We start from the raw sequence: 18,448 nt of genomic DNA, 5'->3' as shown, positions 1-18,448 counted from the left end.
TCACCAGTAGAAGCCGATATTGATGTTTAAGCGACTGTGCCATTCATCCTCACCGCCGCCGGCGAGGGACCCGCTGCCGAAGTACGGCATATTGTTGGCCATTATATAGTCCACATAGGTGAACAGCGGGCCGCTGCCGATGGCACACCCCAGCGTGTTGATTCGCGAATCCAGCGCCCGATCCGCTTTGTACAGCCGGGAGTAGTCGTTGTAACAGGTAATGGAGTCAACGCTCTCCCAGGGGGACGGCAGGTTGTAGGCGAGATTGGCGACCAGGATGTCCGCCTCGCCCGCAATGTCGTAGGTACCCGCAAAGGCGCCCACCTGGACGGTGCGGGGGTCTACCCCTTGCGGGTTGGCCGGGTCGTACTCGTAGCTCGCCCCTTTGAGTTGCAGGTTCCAGCGGCCGCAGCGACTGTCCAGGTGGGCGGCACCGGCCGAGTGATCGCCGCGACGACCGGTCGTGGTGTTATAAACCTCGCCCGCCTGCGCCGATGCCCCCACTTCGGTTTCGCAGTTGGTGCCCAGCCCGAAGGTATAGGCCACCCGGGCGTTCAATTGGTTCACCTCTTCGTTCTGCTGGTCACCACCGCGAATCAGATCAAATGAATAGCGCTCGGGATCGGTGGCATCGTTCAGTTCCTCATTCTTGTAGAAGGCGAGCTGTGTGTTCCAGGCTCCATCGGTGCGCTCATACTTCAGACCCATGTCGTAGTCATCGCCCAGACCCACGTAATAGGGCACACCGAACCAGGCGTTGTGGGCAGGGTACGGCAGGAGCCCGAACGGCACCCGGTGAATGCCAAACTGAACCTGGCTCTGGTCATCGAACTCATAACCGATCCAGCCGTGGTGCAGCGTGTGCATGTAAGAATAGAAGCGGTACTCGGCAGAGACCAGAATATTGTCTACCTCGCCATCCACATTCAGGCGGAAGACATCCAGGCCGCTTTCGCCGTACTTGTCTTGCGAGGCTTGCACAAAGTCCCGGTGAACCAGGTTGAAGCGCACGGCGCCACCGACATGAACGCCATCGGTTTCTTCCGCTGCGGTCACATCGGCCTCACTGACGGAGGCGCCCAGGTCACCACGTCGCTCGGCAGTGACTGTTTCTTCTTCCAGTGCTTCGACACGCTCCTGCAGACGCTGCACCTGCTCCCGCAGCGCCTCGGTATCATCCGCGGCACAGAGCAACGGGCTCAACAAACCGCTGATGATCAGCGGTGAACAACGGAGAAAACCGAATGAAAAGCGCCCCACTCGACGTTCACTCGAACCGTTCATTGCCCCTCCCGATCTTTCTCCCCGGTTTTACCATTGTGTTCAGGCGGCGTGACACCGGGCTCTTCTTTCGGAGGCTCCGGTGGTGTCGCCAGCATGTCATCATGAGCTTCCATTTTCCACGGCAAACTGCCCGGGGAAATGTGCAGAAAGTGCAGGTGTTTTTCGAATTGATCGAGAATGTCGGTAATGATGTCCTGCTGATCAAACCCGTAGATATCATAGGACTGCCCACCGCGACGCAGAAACACTTCCGCTCGATAGTATAGCGACTCCGACTCATCGCCTCGGGCAATTTCCGGGTAAGCATAATCCGGCAGCGCATGGTGCAGCAGGCGAATTTCGTAAATGAAGTCGACCTGGTCCTCCTTGATGACTTCCAGGTAGATTCGGTCATGCTCCTCATCCACGGTCACTTGCGCTTCCCAGTCCTGTTTTTTCAGCTCCCGTTCAACCCGGTGCATGGCCTTACTGACGGTGCTCAGCATGAAGTCCCAGACTTTCGAACGATCGGGGAAATTGATCAGCCCGGTCAGGCGCCGGCGCCAGAGGCCGCGACCGGAAGTGCCCGAGAGGCGCTGCTGCACTTCGGTCTGCAGACTGCGGTGGTGGTGCCCCTCGATGACCAGCGCACGCCACATCCCCACCGCGGAGATGATCATGATGAGGGAGAACGGCAAGGCGCTGGCAATGGTCATGGTCTGCAGCGCGCTCAAGCCACCGGCTAACAGCAACGCCGAGGCCACCAGCCCCTCAGCGGACGCCCAGAACACACGCTGCCATGCGGGCGTGTGAGTGGCGCCGCCCGAGGCCAGCGAATCAATGACCAGGGAGCCGGAATCCGAAGAGGTCACAAAAAACGTAATGATCAACAACACCGTAATGAACGACACGATCGAGCTTAGTGGTAAAATTTCGTACAGCTGAAACAGGGCAATCGCGTGGTCCGCCTGCACATCGCCAATCAAGGTAACGTAACCCTCATTCATGATTTCATGCAGCGCCGTTGTGCCAAACACCGAAAACCACAGGAAGGTGAAGATAGAGGGAACAAACATGACACCCACCACGAACTGGCGAATGGTACGGCCGCGGCTGATTTTCGCAATAAACAAGCCAACGAATGGTGCCCAGGCGATCGTCCAGCCGAAGATGAACAGCGTCCAGTTCCCGATCCAATCACTTCGGGAGTAGGCCTGGAGGTTGAAAGTGCGTTCAATGATGTTGTTCAGATAGCTACCGGTGTTCTGCAGGAAGCTTTCCAGAATGTGTACCGACGGGCCGACAATAAAAACAAAAAGCATCAGGGATATGGCGAGCGCCATATTGAGAATGGACAAACGCTTAACCCCTTTGTCCATGCCCGCCACTACCGAGAAAATCGCCAGCCCGGTAATCACGGCAATTGCGATAATCTGGACGGTGACGTTCACCGGGATCGAGGGCCAGAGATAATTGATGCCTGCGTTAATCTGCGCCACCGACAACCCTAAGGTGGTCGCGATCCCAAACATGGTGCCGAGAATGGCGAACACATCCACCACGTGCCCCGCCGGGCCGTAGATCTTATCCCCGATGAGCGGATAGAGCGCAGAGCGAATCGACAGCGGCAGGCCATGCCGGAACGCGAAGTAGGCCAACACCAGCCCTACCAGGCCGTAAATGGCCCAGATATGAAACCCCCAATGGAAAAACGCGATCTGCATGGCCTGCTTGGCGGCATCCACCGTGCCCCCGGCGCCAGCCGGCGGCGAAGCGTAATGCAGCACCGGCTCAGCCACCCCAAAAAACAACAGCGCAATGCCGTAGCCGGCGGAGAAGAGCATGGCAAACCAGGCGGGAAAGCTGTATTGGGGATCGGCGTGGTCGGGCCCCAGCTTGATGTTGCCCCATTTGGTCATGGCAATGCCGACGATAAAGACCAGGAAAAATGCCACCGAGAGCATGTAGAACCAACCAAAGGTTTCGGTGATATAAGTCAGTACGGAGGAAAAAGCATTACCCGCCAGCTCAGGGTTACTGATAGTGCCGACGACTAACAGCAAGATGACAACAACAGCAGGAATAAAAACGGGAATGAGGACCGTGGACCCCACCCTCTTCTTCGCGGCCTCAGCGCTCATAACGGCATCCTTTTCAGAAATTCAGAGGTGGCTTACGCACACTTCGGCCAAACAGACTACCACATACTCTCAATTTGAGTCGTAGCGCCAGGGTTGCTATGGTTCTACGACTGTAAGTCTTTGGCGGGAGGAAGCATGTCAAGAACCGCGCTCAGTCTTTCATCGCTTATCGTGAGTATTATTCTGCTGGTCAGCGGCAACGCCTTTCTGACAACGCTGCTTGGCCTGCGTTTAAGCATTGAGGCGTTCACACCGGCACTGATCGGCTGGATTCTGGTGTTTTACTCGTTTGGCTTTGTGGCCGGGTCCCTGTACGCGGTGAAAGTTATCGAGCGCGTGGGCCATATTCGGGCGTTCGCGGTGTTCGCCGCTATGCTGGCTATCGTTATTTTACTTCACGCATTCTCTGTCAACACCGTCCTCTGGGGCCTGCTGCGCGCACTGGCCGGCTTTGCCGTCGCCGGCCTTATGATCGTCGTGGAAAGCTGGTTCAGCAGCCGGGCCACCAACCAGAACCGCGCCAGTCTGTTCGCGGTGTACCAGGTGGTGTTCTTCCTCTCCACGGCGGGCGGGCAGATACTGATACGCGTGGCGGACCCCGCCACTTTCATCCCCTTCTCTCTCGCGGCCATTCTGGTGGTCATGGCGCTGATTCCCCTATCACTCACCCGGCAAAGCTCCCCCACCATTGAGGCGAGCGACCGCATGTCTCTGAAACGTTTGTTCCGGATTTCGCCGGTCGGACTCACGGGCGCTGTGGTGGCGGGTACCCTTATCAGCGGCTTTTACAACATGGGGCCGGTACTGGCCGATCGCCTGGGTTTGAACGTCGGACAGGTCTCGAATTTTATGGCTTCCGCCATTGTCGCGGCCATGATTCTTGCCTGGCCCATGGGCCGGCTGTGCGATCGGTTTGACCGCTACGATGTGATGCGGATTGCCGCGCTGGTGGCAGGGGCCGCCAGCCTGGGCGCCGCCTTTCTCGGGCCTTTTCATCCGATGGTACTGATTCTCTTCACCGGGGTTTACATGGGCATTGGCGCAGCGTTATACCCGATAGCGGTGGCGATCACCAACGACCTGATGGACAGCCGACAAATAACCGCGGCGAGTACCACTCTACTGCTCAGTTATGGCATCGGAAGCTGCATTGGGCCGGTGGCCACGGCACTGATTATGGAGCTAACGGGCCCTCGTGGGCTGTTCCTGACGGGCACGCTGGTCTTGGGCGCTTTGACGGCCTACCTCATAGTGGGAGGAAAACCAGCGCGAGTACCCGGCTCTCCGGAAGAACAGGAAGCTTTCGTCAGTACCATTCCCGAAGCCACACTGGGCCTGGCCGATATGGATCCGCGCACTCCGGAATTCGAACCGGACAGCTCACAACAGGCCAAAACCGACACATAACTACTTCCTGTTTGGCACATGAGTCATTTTTAACAAAAAGTGGTGCGCTTGCATTGGTTTTGGATCTGTTCTAGCATCCCTTTGGTATTGAAATACGTTGGGCATCAGCTCGACGTGGATGGATTCACCGCCGTTTAAAAAAGCACAGCTTTTAAAGACACTGGTATCAGGGAGCGATGCATGACCCCTCCGCATTTTGTCGTTAAAAACGCCATTTTTCATTCAAACGTTGAGCACACAGCTCCGTCCTTGACGGAGGTGCAGGCGTGAGCGCATTTCGCTTCAAGGAAGACCGTTGGCCCGTTGCGATTATCACCGTCTATTTCATGTTGGATGTGTGGGTGTACCTCGCGGTGGACAGCCTCGCGATTCTCGGCCTTTGGTTTGTGCTCGGGATTTTTCCCAAAACCAATGTCTGCGTCTGGAATCATCACCATCACCATTGCCGAACCTTTCATAACCGTTGGCTAAACCGGCTGCTGGAAATTCCCTACGGCTTTCAGACCGGCATGCTGGCAACCACGTGGGTGCTGCATCACGTCAACGGACACCACCGCCACTACCTGGAGCAAGACCAAGACACCTCCCGCTGGCAGGCCGAAGGGCACACCATCAGCGTGTGGCGTTACATCGCCGAGGGCCTGTTCCTCACCTACCCCCGCGCTATTCGCCAGGGGCTACGCAAGCCGAAGTTGCTGCGCCGCTATTGCGCCGAGCTGGCCGTCAGCCTGGCGCTGCTGATAGCACTCACCCTTTACCGACCTTTGCCAGCCCTGTTCGTTTTCTGGTTACCCATGGTGGCCTCGTTGATTGTGACCATGCGAGCGACCTACTACCACCACCTGGAGCTGTCGCTGGAGGATCCCATGGCAGCCAGTCGCAACGTGGTGGATTCCAAATGGCTCAATATTCTCGCTGGCAATATCGGTTACCACACCGCGCACCATCATAAGTGCGGCCTGCACTGGTCAAAGCTGCCAGCGCTGCACAGGGAGCTCGCACCCTATATTCCCGCCCACTGTTATACCCAGACGGTTGCGGTGTATTACTGGATCGACCGAGCGGAACAGGCACTGAAAAAAATCCGTCCGCAGCGCCGCTCTCATTTTTCAACGAACGCCACCGAATAACACTCGCAAAGAGGACCGCTCAATGCCGATCATCCAGTCCGACTATCAATGCCCCTGGTGGTTCAGAAACGGCCACGTGCAGACGCTTTATCCCCGATTAATACGGGAGCGCCCCGCCGTCCGGCCCAGAGAGATTACGCTGAACACGCCGGATGACGACTTCCTCGAACTGTTTTTTTACAAAGGCACCCAGAGAGCGCTGGTTATTATTTCTCACGGGCTCGAAAGCCATGGCAAAGAAGCGGCGTTGTTGACGTTTGCAAAGAGCGTTTCTGAGGCAGGGTACGACGCCATGACCTGGAGCATGCGCTCGTGCGGAAAACAGGTCAATCGCACCAAGTGGTTTTACAACGGCTGCGACTACCGGGACCTTAGCCACCTGATCGATACGTACGCCCCCGAATACGATGCCATTTATCTGGTGGGTTTCAGCTTGGGCGGGTCAATTACCGCCAACTATCTGGGAAGGGAGGGCGCCGCTTGCCACCCGGTGGTAAAGGGAGCCTTTCTGATATCACCCCCGCTGGAACTGGACTCTTTCCACGCCTCCATGCGCGCCTCCCTGAATCACAACCTGTACCAACGCCGGTTCGTGAAATCCCTACTGGGCAAGTTTGAAAAGAAGCGGGCCTTCATCGATTTCGGGCCAGAAGTAGACGCCGAGAAAGTCCTGCAATCACAAACCGTGGACGAGATCGAACACCATCTGTTTGCACCCATGCACGGTTACACGAGCTCGGTGGACTATCGCCGTCACGCGGCGGCGCTACCACACCTGGGGAATACGCCCGTTCCCACGTATATTCTCAGCGCTCTGGACGATCCGTTTATCGAAGCTCGCCACCTGCCCTACCAGTTGGCCGAATCATCAGAGCGAATCTATCTGGAAATTGCCCGCCACGGCGGGCATACCGGATTTGTCAAAGCCAAGAACGACGACAGCCACTGGTATGAGCGGCGTTTCTTTCGGTTTATCAAAACACTAAGCGAATCGAACCACTACAGCATGGAGGCAGCGGCGGCAGGTTAAAGCGCGTGAGCGTGGGCGCCATTCATTGTTGCTTTCTGATTGGTCATTCTATAACTTCCCCTCCAGCACCTGAGCACCATGATTCAGACTCTAGGGGAAACCACAACATGTCGTCACTAAAGCCGGCTGACCTCGGGCTTAAAACCCGCCTTTTTCAGATCATCTTTGAGTCTGACACCCCCGTTGCCAAAGGGTTCGACATTCTGCTGGCGATACTGATTTTTCTGAGTGTGGGCGTCGTATTGCTTGACAGCGTGCAGGCTTACCACGAGCGCTTTGGTACCTTTTTTTACTACACCGAGTGGGTCATCACCCTGCTGTTCACTCTGGAACTGGCGCTGCGCATTTACTGCCTAAAAAAGCCCTGGCTCTACCTGAAAAGCTTTTATGGGGTCATCGACGTATTGGCGGTGCTGCCGACCTGGCTCGTGCTGATTCTACCCGGAGCACAAACGTTGGTGGTGATACGCCTGCTGCGCACCTTGCGTCTGTTCAGAGTGCTGGAAATGATGGCGCTGGTCGGTCAGGGGCGCCTGTTGCTGGAGGCACTGAAACGCAGCCGTGGGCAGATCCTGCTGTTCCTGTTCACGATTTTGATGCTGGTGACGATTTTCTCGTCTTTACTCTACCTGATCGAACCCCATGAAGCCGGTTTTACGAGCATTCCCACATCCATTTACTGGGGCATTGTCACCCTGACCACTGTCGGTTATGGCGACATTGCCCCGGTCACGCCCCTGGGGCAGTTTATCTCAGTCATGATCATGCTCTCCGGCTACTCCATTATCGCCCTACCCGCCGGGGTGTTTTCTGCGGAAGTCATTCGCTCTCTGCGAGAGGAACGCTACTCCGACGAATCCTGCCCCGGTTGCGGGAAAAGTCAGCATGAGCACGATGCAAAGTACTGTAAATACTGCGGCACCTGGTTAAATGAGGAGACGACGCCTTCTGATTCAGCCCCCTCATCTGGACATCAGACCTGAAGCGATGAGGCCGGCGGCTACTGAAGTTTCTGTACCAGAAGCTCACACTCACCGTTGTCCGTGGCAACATGGACCGAATCACCGCTGATGGTGACCGACATCTCCATCACACGGGCCACCATGGCCGCGACGGCCTGAATATCAGACCAGGAAAACTGATTGACCGACACTGGCAGCGAGGCGAGCTTTTCTCGGCTCTGGGCCCACCAGACATCGGACTTCGAATTGAAGCTGTACACGCTCACCTGGGAGGTCAGCCGGCAGGCCTTCTTCAGACGATCAACGGCGGGCTCGCCCACGTCGATCCAGCGCGACAGCTGGCCGTCCAGGGCGTGGGTCCAGAGATCCGGTTCATCGGGGGTGCTCAGCCCCCCTTTTGAAAAGGCCAGCCCCTCTTCGGCGTTCAGACAATACGCCAATACCCGGGCCATCATGCGTTCGATTTTTTCGGAGGGATGTTGCGCCAGAGTCAGGTTGAGCGAGTCGTAGTACTGCCGATCCAGGTCCGAGACGGCAATCTGCAGCTTGTAAATCGTCGGCCTTAAAGCCATAGTCCTATCCTGTTTAAGGTGGAATAACCCGCCACGCGCCACCGGCCCGCAGCGGGCTCTACCCGAGGGAGGGTCAGTCCTCTTCCCGGTCGGCGCGCTCCCGCGCCAGGCGCTCTTCCTCTTCTTCCTTCGTCGCCTCGATCACCGCCATCAGGTCAGAGACGTCGGCATCGGTTATATCCGGCTCAAACGTGCCGGTCAGGCGGGCTTCCGGATGCAGCTCCCCCTCTTCGTAGAGGTGCCAGATTTCCTTGCCGTAATCGACCTTGAGTAGCTCGGGCGCATACTGGCCAAAATAACGACGCATGTTGTCCACATCCCGCTGGAGCATGCTTTGAGCGCTGTTGTTGCTGGCGGCGTTGACCGCTTGGGGCAGGTCGATAATGACCGGCCCCTGGTCATCCACAAGCACGTTGAAGGGCGAGAGATCCCCGTGGATCAGGCCGGCACACAACATGCGCACCACATCGGCGATCACCTGGGCGTAATACGCCCGGGCCTGCTCAGGCGTCAGGGCGACCTCGTCGAGCCTTGGTGCCACGTCTCCCTCGGCGTCCTGTATCAGGTCCATCAGGAGCACGCCATCCACAAAGCCGTGGGGTTGAGGCACCCGCACGCCCGCGGCCGAGAGCTGGTAGAGCGCATCCACTTCCGCACTCAGCCAGGCTTGTTCCTGCTCCTTTTGGCCATAGCGTGTCTTCTTGGACATGGCCCGGGCCCGGCGGCTGTTGCGCACTTTACGCCCCTCCTGATACTGAACGGCCTGCTTGAAGCTGCGTTGTTTCGCCTCTTTAAACACTTTGGCGCAGCGCACGTGCTCTCCGCAGCGCACGACAAACACCTGAGCCTCCTTGCCGCTCATCAGCTGGGTGATCACCTCGTCGACCATGCCATCATCGACCAGGGGTTGTAATCTCTTCGGTATCTTCATAATGTCTTTCAAGTACTGGGTGTGTGGAATCCTTAAGTGCGCACAGGGTGGCTAGGCGCACTATATCGAAATAGGCCCGCAAATGCCCCTCCAATGACGGCTTCTTCAATGGTTATCGAACCGTTGTCGGCGCCGTATCACGCGCCAGCACACAGGGTTCAACCTCTGTATACTGCGCTCCTCATTCTCAACCGCTCGAGAGAACCGTGACCAACCCCTCATTCGCCGATCTATCGCTCCCAGCCGCCCTACTCGCCAACCTTGGGGACCTGGGCTACCACTCGATGACCCCGATTCAAGCCAGGGCCCTGCCCCGGGCCATCGCGGGGCGGGACCTGATCGCCCAGGCGAAAACCGGCAGCGGCAAAACCACCGCATTTGCCCTCCCCCTGCTGCTGCAACTGAACCCACGTCACTTTGGGGTGCAGGGGCTGGTTCTCTGTCCGACGCGCGAGCTCGCCTCCCAGGTGGCCGCCGAAATCCGTCGTCTCGCACGCTACCAAGAGAATATCAAGGTTGTCACCTTGAGCGGCGGCCAGTCGATCGGACCGCAGATCGGGTCCCTTGAGCACGGGGCCCACATCGTCGTGGGCACGCCGGGGCGGATTAATGATCACTTGCGCAAGCAGACCCTGGACTTGTCGGGCGTTAAAATGCTGGTCCTGGACGAAGCGGATCGTATGCTGGAAATGGGCTTTATGGAGGATATGGAGACCATCATCTCCCACACTCCCGGCACTCGGCAAACCTTGCTCTTCTCGGCCACCTACCCCGACAACATCAAGGCCCTGAGCAGCCAATTTCAGCGCGAGCCGGAAGAGGTGATCGTGGAATCCCAGTTAGCCGCGAGTGCCATTACCGAGCGGTTCTTCCTCGTCAGCCATGAGGCCAAGCTCGATGAGCTGATCCGGGTGCTTCAGCATATCCGGGTGCCTTCGGCCGTCATCTTCTGCAACATGAAAAAGACAACACAAGAAGTGGCGCAGTACCTGGATAGCCGCCGATTCAACGCCCTGGCACTGCACGGGGACCTCGAACAACGAGATCGCGACCAGGTGCTGACCCAATTCAAACACCAGAGCTGCAGCATTCTGGTCGCGACCGATGTGGCCGCCCGAGGGCTGGATGTGGAAGACCTGCCAGCGGTGGTGAACTACGATCTACCGCGGGACCCTGAGATATACATTCACCGTATTGGTCGGACCGCCAGGGCCGGCAAAGAAGGGTTGGCCGTGAGTCTACTCGAAGACAAAGAGCGCTACAAACTGGCGAAGATGGGAGGCGAGCAAGCGGAACAGGCGCCTACCCTGGAACACCCGAGCGAACTCAACGTCGACCCCGGCTTTTCCATGCTCCCCGGCTGGAAGACCCTGGTCATCGCCGGCGGCCGTAAAGACAAGATTCGACCCGGTGATGTCCTTGGGGCCCTAACCGGGGATGCCGGTATTCCCGGCAAGGCCGTGGGCAAGATCGACATCGCGGATTTCAGCGCCTATGTCACGCTGGAGCTCGAGCACGCCGACAAGGCCCTGAGCCGCCTGGGCAGCGGTAAAATCAAAGGCCGGAAGTACAAGGTGCGGATGCTGTAGCGGCAGCTCCCTACAGCCCCAGCATTCTCGGCAGAAACAGCGTCACCTCCGGCACCAACGTAATCAGGAGCAAAACCAGGACAATGATCCCGTAGAAGGGAAGCAGGGAGGGCAGTATCCGCTCCACTTTCTCGTTGGCAACACTGGCCCCGACGTAAAGCCCACTGCCAACCGGCGGAGTAATGGTACCCATGCTCAGGTTGTAGACCATGAAGATGCCAAAATGCACCGGGTCCACCCCGATTTTCAACGCAATCGGCAGAAGAATCGGGGTAAAAATCAGAATGGCCGGCCCAATATCCATAAAGGTGCCGATGATCAACAGAAAAACCGTGATGATCAGCAGGATCATCACGGGGTTTTCAGACACCCCGAGGATGAAACTACTGATCACATCCGGCAGCCCCGTAATCGCCATCGCGAAGGACATCACCGAAGAAGTTCCGAGAAGGAACATGATGATGCCGGTCATCACCAGCGATTGAATAAGAATACCCCGCAGGTCCCCAAAGGACACCGAGCGATACACCACCATCGTCAGAAAGGCGGTGTAAACCACCGCGACGGCCGAAGCCTCAATCGCCGTAAACACCCCGGCAACGATGCCCACCACCACGACAATAATCAGTAGCAGGCTCGGCAGCGCCTCCCACGTAACCCTCCAGGCGGTACCCTTCTCCGTGAGGATTTTGGAGTGATAACCGTGGCGGCGAGCGATGAAAAAAGTGACGAGCATACAGCCCGCCCCCCACAACACCCCGGCTACAAGCCCACCCGCAAACAACGCGGCAATGGACGTGCCACCGCTGGCCAGCGCGTACAGAATGAAGGCTGTGGTGGGCGGAATCAGCATACCGGTGGGCGCCGAGGCGATATTGACAGCGGCGGCAAAAGAGTTGCGGTAGCCCTCCTTTTTACTCATCGGCACCAACACGCCACCAATGGAGGTGGACGCCGCGATGGCGGAGCCCGAGATCGCGCCGAACATCATGTTGCCCGCAATATTGGTGTGCGAGAGCGAGCCGGGAATACGCCCGCTGAACAACTTGGCAAAGTTGACCAGACGGGCGGCTATGCCTCCGGAGTTCATGATCACACCAGAGAGAATGAAAAACGGCACCGCCAGCAGAGAAAAGCTGTCGAGACTGGAAAAAATCTTTTGCGCGGTGGTAAACAGGGCAACATCCATCGGCAGAACCAGGGCGATGGTGATCACCGAGGAGGCAGCAATACAAATGCCGATGGGAATTCCCAGCACGAGCAGCAGGGCGAAGGACGCCATCAAAATAAAGGCGGCATCAAGCATTTTGCGTTTTCTCCTCGTCCGGATCAATGGCCCCGGTCAGCAACTCGATGCAGTTCAACACGCTGTAGACCGCCAGAATGGTACCCGCCACGGGGAGGGCGAAGTAAACATACCCCATCGGCAAGCGCAGCGACGGTGAAATCTGGTTCATGGTAATGCTGCTGGCATTGAAGCCGCCCTGAATCAGAACGAAAACGGCAAACGCCAAAAAAGCGAGCTCAATAAACACCTGCCAGTAGCACTGTAAATGCTCGGAAGCCTTATCGGAGAAAAGTGTAAACCGGACATGTTTGCGCAAGCCCGCCACATACGCCATTGTCAGCATGGAAACCCACACCAGAGAGAAACGCAGAAACTCTTCGGAATAGGTGCTGGGCGCACCCAATAGGTACCGGCTGACAATCTGCCAGCAGGTCATGGCCACCATCGCCAGCAGCCAGATGCTGCACACCGCCACGACTGTACGGTCCAGCACCTTACGAACCCGTTTAATCATACGTTGCTCCGATCCATTAACCGATAAACCCAATAGGCTGAGGCTGGAGCGAGGGCTCAATCGCCCATCGCCCGGATGTCGAGGTAGAGTTGATGTTGGTTAGGGTAGGGTTTGAGACCTTCATAAATGGGCTCAACCGCCTCCACGAAAGGCTTACGATCAACGGTGTAAAAGTTGACTCCGAACTCGTCAATGGCCTTCTGACGGGTCGCTTCGATCGCCTCGCTCCATGCCTGCTTTTGAAACTCGATCGACTCCGCCACCGCCTCGCGAACGGCGGCAACCTGCTCGTCGGTCAGCTTCTCCAGGGTTTTATTACTGATCAACACAATGTCCGGGATACGGGTATGCATGGTATAGCTGTAGTGCTTGGCAATTTCGGCGTGCCGGGCGATGGTCAGTGCGAACTCGTTGTTTTCGGCCCCATCCAGAATGCCCTGCTGCATGGCGGTGTACACCTCCGCCTGGCCCATCGCCACCGGAATACCACCCAGAAGCCGCATCATGTCGATCGCCGCCTCACTCTGCATGACCCGAATCTTTTTGCCCTGCAGGTCCTCCACCGAGCGAATGGGGTCATCTTTCACATAAAAGCTCCGAGAGCCCGAATCGTAGTAACCCATGCCCACAAAGCCGTTCTTCTGGGTGGAGTCATAAATGGGAGCCATGAGGGCGGCGCTATCCATCACGCGATAGAAGTGATCGGTATCGTCAAACAGGAAGGGCATGGAGAAAACGCCGTAGATTGGCGAGAAGCTCTCCATCAGGCCGGCGGAGACCTTGGTAATGTCCACCGCGCCCACCTGCAGCAGTTCCACCAGCTCACGCTCACCGCCCAACTGGCTATCCGGGAAGAAGCGCACGGTCACCTCGCCGTCGGTTTTCTCCTCGATGCGCCGGCCCAGCAGATGGAGCGCTTCGATAACAGGCTTGCTGTTCTGGGCATAGGCGACAAAAAGCGTCGTCCCACGGGACGTACTGGCCACCACGGCCGCATAGGCAATGGCCACAAACGCCGCAATAATGACGGCGCCGAGGCAAAGCGCCTTAAGCGACAAAGGCCGTTTGGAGTGAGCCGTCATTATTATTCTCCTACCACTGAGAGAAATTGAGCGACTAAGATGCTTTATGCGCCATAACGCTCAAATTACGTCTTATTTGATCATATGTAGGCGATTCTAACCCATAAAATGGACAAATGAAATATAAAACAAGGGGAGTATCTATGGATGGGTCCCGCTGGGCAATTGAGAAATACGAACACTCTTAAGCACATACCGCCCAGTTTCGTCGTGGCGCTGATTGCACAACGTCACCCATCTCGCGCCGCAACAATGGCGCTCTTGTCCTTGAGTTGATGGCCCTGGGCTCACACGAAAAATTTCTACCGCGATATTAAGCGTAAGAAATGACGTTGCAACGCCGCGTACAAGGAGGCGAGTTTACGAGCGTGTCCCACCGCCGCTTGCGGCGGTGTAATGGCACGTTTGGTTAAATTTTGACTTTTCCTGCATACCAAGGTCCTACCAAATGTTGCCAAAAATAGCCGTTTATTGAGGGCGGCTCATTTGGGCTGTAAGCGTACGTAAGCTCTGAATCATGAACGCTGAACAAGACAATTTGCTCTTTAGGATCTGAGTTTATAACCCAATCGATGGCCCATTCAGGAGTATTGCCGATCTCTTGAAGCAAAAGCCGATTTGCAAATTTAGCGGCAGAAGCACCATAAAAAATGAGCCAGCGGGAATGTTGGTTTAATAATGCAGCCCCAAATCCCAGAAGCAAAGCTATTACGGTTACGTAAATTGCTTTTCGTATACTCATAGAAACTTAACGCTCGCCATAAACGGCCGAGTGAAACGAGGTCCGGCGACCGCAGGGAGCGTATTTAATGGCCTGGTTATGCGGCATCCAGTTCAATTCTTTGCACCTTGTCAAGCTTAACGCTCTTGCCCGCTACCCAAAGGTCATACATGTCTTGCATCGCAAGCCAGCTTTCAGGCGTCCGGCCCAATGCCTTGGAAAGACGGAGTGCCATCTCCGGGCTAATACCGCTCTGCTGTTTAAGCAGGCGGTTCAACGTGGAAGGCGACACATCCAACCGCCCTGCCAGGTAGCGACAGCTAAGGCCAAAAGGCTCCATATAAGTAGCCAGGATGAACTCGCCGGGATGAGGGGGGTTATACATCTTCATCAGTGGTAATCCTCATAATTGAGCACATAGGCATTACCGTCGGAGAATTCAAACGTCAGCCTCCAGTTCCCATTCACGATAACAGCCCAGATACCCTTTCTTTCACCCTTGAGAGGGTGAAGCTTATACCCAGGGATATCTAAGTCATTGATTTCCTTAGCGGTATCCAGTGCTGCCAATTGCATGCGAAGTCGCTTTTCATGCTTGGCCTGGATGCCCCGAACGCTCCCGCTTTCGAAGAAGCGCTTTAGTCCCTTGTGCTTGAAAGACTTGATCATGGGTATAGTTTAGCGCGTTGCGCAACGGTGTCAAGCCGCATAACGAGGCTGCAGAAAAACTCTGGCCTCTTATATCTGGTTGTGATTTATCCAGAAAATCATACTTCTTCTTGAATTCTGGGTGTACTTCGCATCTCGAAAGGCATTCCATGGCGCTCTCCGTGCGAGATTTTTTCTTCCCAACGAATCGCTCGAGTTTTTCCACAGACTCAACGCCCTCAATATGCGGCAGCCCTCGAGGAGCCTGCGACGGAGGGCCTGTCCGGCCACAGCGTGCTGTGGCGAACATTATTGATTTGTTATGGCCCGCCAGCTAGAATGTACTGAAACACCGTACATCTGAGGTAAGCCTAATGGACTCTGTCAGCGTAAACCGGTTCAGAGACAATCTAAAGGCCTTTGTAGAACAGGCAGTTAGCAACCACACCCCCCTGAAAGTGACTCGCCGCTCCGGCGAAGCGTTCGTGGTAATGAGCGCCGACGACTGGGAGCGCGAGCAGGAAACTTTGTATGTGCTCCAGAGTAGCAGCCTGATGCGCCAGTTGGCAGAGTCTGCAGCCACCCACACCCAGGGCACAGGATATACCCCCAAGGAAGAGGAAATCCATGAGATCACTCGTCTTTGAGGGCAGCACCTGGGCTACCTATGAGCAGCTCCGCGAAAAGGACAAGAAGCTGCATAAAGCTCTTTGCAAGCTGCTAACAGAGATGCTCCGCGCCGACCCGGCGACAGGTATGGGAAAGCCCGAGCAACTCAAGCATAGCCTTTCAGGTTTCTGGTCCCGGCGAATCTCCCAAAAGGATCGTGTGATTTACAAGTTTGACGATCACTATGTCTATATTTTTGCCATTGGGGGGCATTACGACCAGAAGCCATAACACCGCCAACACGCGGCGCGTCAGCGCTCGCCGTGATTGGCTTGGTTAGCCGCTACGCGCAGCTCCTCAAGCCTTGAATCCTGAAGCCAAACTGCATCCAACACGGAAAAGGCTTGCGAAGCAAGTTCGGTTCCTACGACTTCCGCTCTTGGAAGGGCGTTAGCAAAGAGGGTTTGGCCGGTCGCAAAAGGACGGGAGTCTGCGTCGATGATCATAAATTCCGAGCCCAGGCGGTACTGAATCGAGACGCCGCACTTTGCGTTAGGATTGGAACACTCGCCCCAGCGGCCGACGATGATGTCAAAATTGGGATCGTGATTGAGTGCCCCTACGTCCAATGAACAAAATAAGCTGCTATCGCGCCCCCATCGTCGAAGACATAACCATTCACGCATCGGCTCGGATTGCCACAACAAGCGCAGTCGGTCCGATCCGACTCGCCACCTTCTTGAACTTCCAGCATTCTCGACTCTCCTTCTGTGGCTAACGAGGCTGTAGAAAAACGATTCGCTAAAATCGTCGCCCTTACGCCTCTTCTCAATTTGTGCCTGGCTAACATTTAACCAGATTCGGTTAACATAATCATCCATTATAGACAGTTGAGTCCATCCGAGTGTGGATAAGCCTGTGGATCACGCCACAGCGCCATAATTGGCTAACTTCTCGATGTTATGCACTAAACAGTACAACTGCCATTGGCCTTGCACCTTGTGCTTTCCTCGCAAGGAGAATCGATTGAGACCTTTATTGGTACCGATATTGCCGAATACCGGCTCCACCACCGACATGCGGTGACCGTAAATCGCTTTGCCTTGCTTGCTATCCACTCGACACTTCATCCAATCTGTTGCATTGGCGTGTATTGAGAAGGTTTTTGATACCTGACGACCATGACCCTCTCGGGTATCGGCGGAGGATGGGTTGCGCATGCATTCGTTCTTGCGAGGACAGCGGCGGCAGTCGGTTAGCTTTCCTTCGAAGTGCAGCTGGATTCGACCGGGCCCTTGTCGGTACTCATGCTTGAGCCACATCCTTTTTCCTTCAGGGCACTTGCACGTCTTCCTTTTAAGGTTAAAGGTAAACTCTGAGGAGGGAATGACAGGCTTGATCCCTTTTACGGTATCTTGATGACGCTTGCCATACTTTTCTTTCTGATGACCGAATATCTTGTCCCTGGACCGAAACCGGTTGTCCGGAATGTAGGCATTGATACCTTCGTCTTTTAGATACGCGTCATTGGCGCCGTTGGAAAAACCAGTGTCAGCTGTAACAATCACGCCGGACTTTAGAATGCCAGGGTGAATGCCGACTTTCCGGTAACGATTTTCGATACTGGTCAGCACCGGCTTCAACGTATGGTGCTCCTGGCCTTCACCGAAGGCTTGGGCATCCACGATAATCTGATGTTTCTTATCCACCGTTGCGACACCGTTATAACCCTGGATGGTGCCTTTGCTGGTGGTCATTTTCGCCGACTCGTTATCGGTAATGTTGCTTTTAACCTCTTTGGGTCGCTTACCCTGCCCCATCCGTGGGGTTGCCGTCTTTAGGAACTGGTCGATCCGATCAAATTCTTTACTCAGGGTATCCGAGGCCTTCTGCAACTGACGCTTGCGATCCCGCTCAGTGGGTTTGCGACCGTCAAGGTTCCTGTGCTCCTTGAGACACGAGCGGATCTTCCGTTTGATTTTATCGCGTTTCTGACTCAACTCTTCTAATGTGCCGGAGTGCTCTTTGGCGGCATTGGAGGACATCTTGCAGCCATCAATGGCAAACAACTCATTGCCGAGCAAGCCCTGTTGGTCACAGACCAGAAGCACTTGCTCAAATACCGATTCAATGGCGTCTGGGTAGCTACTGACAAAGCTGGCGATACTGGTGAAGTGGGGAACCGAGTCGCAGGAGAGGGCCTTGAAGATGATGTTGTGTTCGCACTGCCACTGGATTTCACGGCTGGAGGTAATGCCTTTGGCGTAGGCATAAAGAATGATCTTTAGGAGGATCGCTGGGTCGTAGGCCGAGCGGCCGCCAGCGTCGTTCTTGTACTTTTCGTGGAATGCCGACAGGTCAATATGGTCATCGATCAGCCTGTGCAGCGTGAACTCGAAGGTTCCCGGCTGCAACTGTTCCTCAAAATCGATGACGACCATGGCGCTCTGGCTGTAGTCGTATTTCTTGAAGTTTGGCATGGCGTCGCATCCTTTAAACGATGCCTGAATTTTAGCAAAAAGTGCCTTATTTTTGGAGTTTTTCTACGGCCTCAACGCCGC

General features: G+C 55.8%; 19 protein-coding genes. 7 read left to right on the top strand and 12 right to left on the bottom strand.

Annotated elements, in window-relative coordinates:
* Together G547_RS0100095 and G547_RS19305 are read right to left on the bottom strand one after the other, a co-directional pair.
* The gene (locus G547_RS0100095) at positions 1–1,284 is read right to left on the bottom strand and encodes a coiled-coil domain-containing protein (protein WP_051234490.1); all 1,284 of its coding nucleotides are present in this window, start codon (positions 1,282–1,284) and stop codon (positions 1–3) included.
* Positions 1,281–3,404: a BCCT family transporter gene (locus G547_RS19305; protein ID WP_051234489.1), complete on the bottom strand. Its 2,124-nt coding sequence runs from the start codon at positions 3,402–3,404 to the stop codon at positions 1,281–1,283. The genes G547_RS0100095 and G547_RS19305 overlap by 4 nt, the downstream gene beginning before the upstream one ends.
* A gap of 135 nt (positions 3,405–3,539) precedes the next feature.
* Here G547_RS19305 and G547_RS0100085 point away from each other — a divergent pair, with 135 nt between their 5' ends.
* The 4 genes from G547_RS0100085 (at position 3,540) to G547_RS19300 (ending at position 7,954) form a co-directional block, all read left to right on the top strand.
* Complete coding sequence (locus tag G547_RS0100085; RefSeq protein WP_027328106.1) at positions 3,540–4,811, top strand: MFS transporter; 1,272 nt, start codon at positions 3,540–3,542, stop codon at positions 4,809–4,811.
* 266 nt (positions 4,812–5,077) lie between these two features.
* Entirely contained in the window at positions 5,078–5,941 is an 864-nt protein-coding gene (locus G547_RS0100075) for a fatty acid desaturase (RefSeq protein WP_027328104.1), read from the top strand.
* 22 nt (positions 5,942–5,963) lie between these two features.
* Complete coding sequence (locus G547_RS0100070) at positions 5,964–6,971, top strand: YheT family hydrolase (RefSeq protein ID WP_027328103.1); 1,008 nt, start codon at positions 5,964–5,966, stop codon at positions 6,969–6,971.
* Positions 6,972–7,078: 107 nt separating this feature from the next.
* A complete protein-coding gene (locus G547_RS19300) occupies positions 7,079–7,954 on the top strand; it encodes an ion transporter (protein ID WP_051234488.1) in 876 nt (291 codons plus the stop codon).
* Positions 7,955–7,971: 17 nt separating this feature from the next.
* On the opposite strand, the gene G547_RS0100060 is transcribed toward G547_RS19300, so the two are convergent.
* The gene (locus tag G547_RS0100060) at positions 7,972–8,505 is read right to left on the bottom strand and encodes a YaeQ family protein (RefSeq protein WP_027328102.1); all 534 of its coding nucleotides are present in this window, start codon (positions 8,503–8,505) and stop codon (positions 7,972–7,974) included.
* 73 nt (positions 8,506–8,578) lie between these two features.
* The gene (locus G547_RS0100055; RefSeq protein WP_027328101.1) at positions 8,579–9,436 is read right to left on the bottom strand and encodes a PA4780 family RIO1-like protein kinase; all 858 of its coding nucleotides are present in this window, start codon (positions 9,434–9,436) and stop codon (positions 8,579–8,581) included.
* Between the two features lie 206 nt (positions 9,437–9,642).
* On the opposite strand from G547_RS0100055, the gene dbpA reads away from it, so the two are divergent.
* A complete protein-coding gene (gene dbpA / locus G547_RS0100050) occupies positions 9,643–11,025 on the top strand; it encodes an ATP-dependent RNA helicase DbpA (RefSeq protein ID WP_027328100.1) in 1,383 nt (460 codons plus the stop codon).
* A 10-nt stretch (positions 11,026–11,035) separates the two neighbouring features.
* Here the strand turns inward: dbpA and G547_RS0100045 are convergent, their stop codons facing one another.
* From G547_RS0100045 to G547_RS0100025, 6 genes are all read right to left on the bottom strand, one after another.
* Entirely contained in the window at positions 11,036–12,331 is a 1,296-nt protein-coding gene (locus tag G547_RS0100045; RefSeq protein ID WP_027328099.1) for a TRAP transporter large permease, read from the bottom strand.
* On the bottom strand, positions 12,324–12,827 hold the full coding sequence (locus G547_RS19295; protein WP_084645475.1) for a TRAP transporter small permease: 504 nt from the start codon (positions 12,825–12,827) through the stop codon (positions 12,324–12,326). The genes G547_RS0100045 and G547_RS19295 overlap by 8 nt, the downstream gene beginning before the upstream one ends.
* Positions 12,828–12,883: 56 nt before the next feature.
* Positions 12,884–13,909 (bottom strand): TRAP transporter substrate-binding protein, encoded by a 1,026-nt coding sequence (locus G547_RS0100035; protein WP_084645473.1) that lies wholly within the window; start codon positions 13,907–13,909, stop codon positions 12,884–12,886.
* A gap of 409 nt (positions 13,910–14,318) precedes the next feature.
* Positions 14,319–14,651 (bottom strand): hypothetical protein, encoded by a 333-nt coding sequence (locus G547_RS23260; protein ID WP_157209731.1) that lies wholly within the window; start codon positions 14,649–14,651, stop codon positions 14,319–14,321.
* A 76-nt stretch (positions 14,652–14,727) separates the two neighbouring features.
* The gene (locus G547_RS0100030; RefSeq protein WP_027328097.1) at positions 14,728–15,021 is read right to left on the bottom strand and encodes a HigA family addiction module antitoxin; all 294 of its coding nucleotides are present in this window, start codon (positions 15,019–15,021) and stop codon (positions 14,728–14,730) included.
* The gene (locus G547_RS0100025; RefSeq protein ID WP_027328096.1) at positions 15,021–15,299 is read right to left on the bottom strand and encodes a type II toxin-antitoxin system RelE/ParE family toxin; all 279 of its coding nucleotides are present in this window, start codon (positions 15,297–15,299) and stop codon (positions 15,021–15,023) included. The genes G547_RS0100030 and G547_RS0100025 overlap by 1 nt, the downstream gene beginning before the upstream one ends.
* A gap of 353 nt (positions 15,300–15,652) precedes the next feature.
* Between G547_RS0100025 and G547_RS0100020 the strand changes: the two genes are divergently transcribed.
* The gene (locus tag G547_RS0100020; protein WP_027328095.1) at positions 15,653–15,925 is read left to right on the top strand and encodes a type II toxin-antitoxin system Phd/YefM family antitoxin; all 273 of its coding nucleotides are present in this window, start codon (positions 15,653–15,655) and stop codon (positions 15,923–15,925) included.
* Positions 15,906–16,178, top strand: a complete 273-nt coding sequence (locus tag G547_RS0100015; RefSeq protein ID WP_027328094.1) for a Txe/YoeB family addiction module toxin — start codon at positions 15,906–15,908, stop codon at positions 16,176–16,178. The genes G547_RS0100020 and G547_RS0100015 overlap by 20 nt, the downstream gene beginning before the upstream one ends.
* A gap of 20 nt (positions 16,179–16,198) precedes the next feature.
* On the opposite strand, the gene G547_RS0100010 is transcribed toward G547_RS0100015, so the two are convergent.
* Both G547_RS0100010 and G547_RS0100005 read right to left on the bottom strand, forming a co-directional pair.
* On the bottom strand, positions 16,199–16,573 hold the full coding sequence (locus G547_RS0100010; protein WP_157209730.1) for a hypothetical protein: 375 nt from the start codon (positions 16,571–16,573) through the stop codon (positions 16,199–16,201).
* 237 nt (positions 16,574–16,810) lie between these two features.
* Complete coding sequence (locus tag G547_RS0100005; RefSeq protein WP_027328092.1) at positions 16,811–18,367, bottom strand: IS1182 family transposase; 1,557 nt, start codon at positions 18,365–18,367, stop codon at positions 16,811–16,813.
* Positions 18,368–18,448 lie beyond the last annotated feature (81 nt).

Source organism: Marinimicrobium agarilyticum DSM 16975, assembly GCF_000423345.1.
GTDB classification, from domain to species: domain Bacteria; phylum Pseudomonadota; class Gammaproteobacteria; order Pseudomonadales; family Cellvibrionaceae; genus Marinimicrobium; species Marinimicrobium agarilyticum.
Note: the sequence above shows the minus strand (reverse complement) of the source record. Positions and strands in the feature narration are given on the sequence as shown.

Bases quoted from the DNA above. Each gene is read 5' to 3' on its own strand.
- G547_RS0100045 (WP_027328099.1), bottom strand. From the start codon at position 12,331: ATGCTTGATGCCGCCTTTATTTTGATGGCGTCCTTCGCCCTGCTGCTC.
- G547_RS23260 (WP_157209731.1), bottom strand. From the start codon at position 14,651: ATGAGTATACGAAAAGCAATTTACGTAACCGTAATAGCTTTGCTTCTG.
- G547_RS19305 (WP_051234489.1), bottom strand. From the start codon at position 3,404: ATGAGCGCTGAGGCCGCGAAGAAGAGGGTGGGGTCCACGGTCCTCATT.
- G547_RS0100070 (WP_027328103.1), top strand. From the start codon at position 5,964: ATGCCGATCATCCAGTCCGACTATCAATGCCCCTGGTGGTTCAGAAAC.
- G547_RS19300 (WP_051234488.1), top strand. From the start codon at position 7,079: ATGTCGTCACTAAAGCCGGCTGACCTCGGGCTTAAAACCCGCCTTTTT.
- G547_RS0100005 (WP_027328092.1), bottom strand. From the start codon at position 18,367: ATGCCAAACTTCAAGAAATACGACTACAGCCAGAGCGCCATGGTCGTC.
- G547_RS19295 (WP_084645475.1), bottom strand. From the start codon at position 12,827: ATGATTAAACGGGTTCGTAAGGTGCTGGACCGTACAGTCGTGGCGGTG.
- G547_RS0100060 (WP_027328102.1), bottom strand. From the start codon at position 8,505: ATGGCTTTAAGGCCGACGATTTACAAGCTGCAGATTGCCGTCTCGGAC.
- G547_RS0100010 (WP_157209730.1), bottom strand. From the start codon at position 16,573: ATGCGTGAATGGTTATGTCTTCGACGATGGGGGCGCGATAGCAGCTTA.
- G547_RS0100020 (WP_027328095.1), top strand. From the start codon at position 15,653: ATGGACTCTGTCAGCGTAAACCGGTTCAGAGACAATCTAAAGGCCTTT.
- G547_RS0100095 (WP_051234490.1), bottom strand. From the start codon at position 1,284: ATGAACGGTTCGAGTGAACGTCGAGTGGGGCGCTTTTCATTCGGTTTT.
- G547_RS0100085 (WP_027328106.1), top strand. From the start codon at position 3,540: ATGTCAAGAACCGCGCTCAGTCTTTCATCGCTTATCGTGAGTATTATT.
- G547_RS0100035 (WP_084645473.1), bottom strand. From the start codon at position 13,909: ATGACGGCTCACTCCAAACGGCCTTTGTCGCTTAAGGCGCTTTGCCTC.
- G547_RS0100025 (WP_027328096.1), bottom strand. From the start codon at position 15,299: ATGATCAAGTCTTTCAAGCACAAGGGACTAAAGCGCTTCTTCGAAAGC.
- G547_RS0100055 (WP_027328101.1), bottom strand. From the start codon at position 9,436: ATGAAGATACCGAAGAGATTACAACCCCTGGTCGATGATGGCATGGTC.
- G547_RS0100030 (WP_027328097.1), bottom strand. From the start codon at position 15,021: ATGAAGATGTATAACCCCCCTCATCCCGGCGAGTTCATCCTGGCTACT.
- G547_RS0100015 (WP_027328094.1), top strand. From the start codon at position 15,906: ATGAGATCACTCGTCTTTGAGGGCAGCACCTGGGCTACCTATGAGCAG.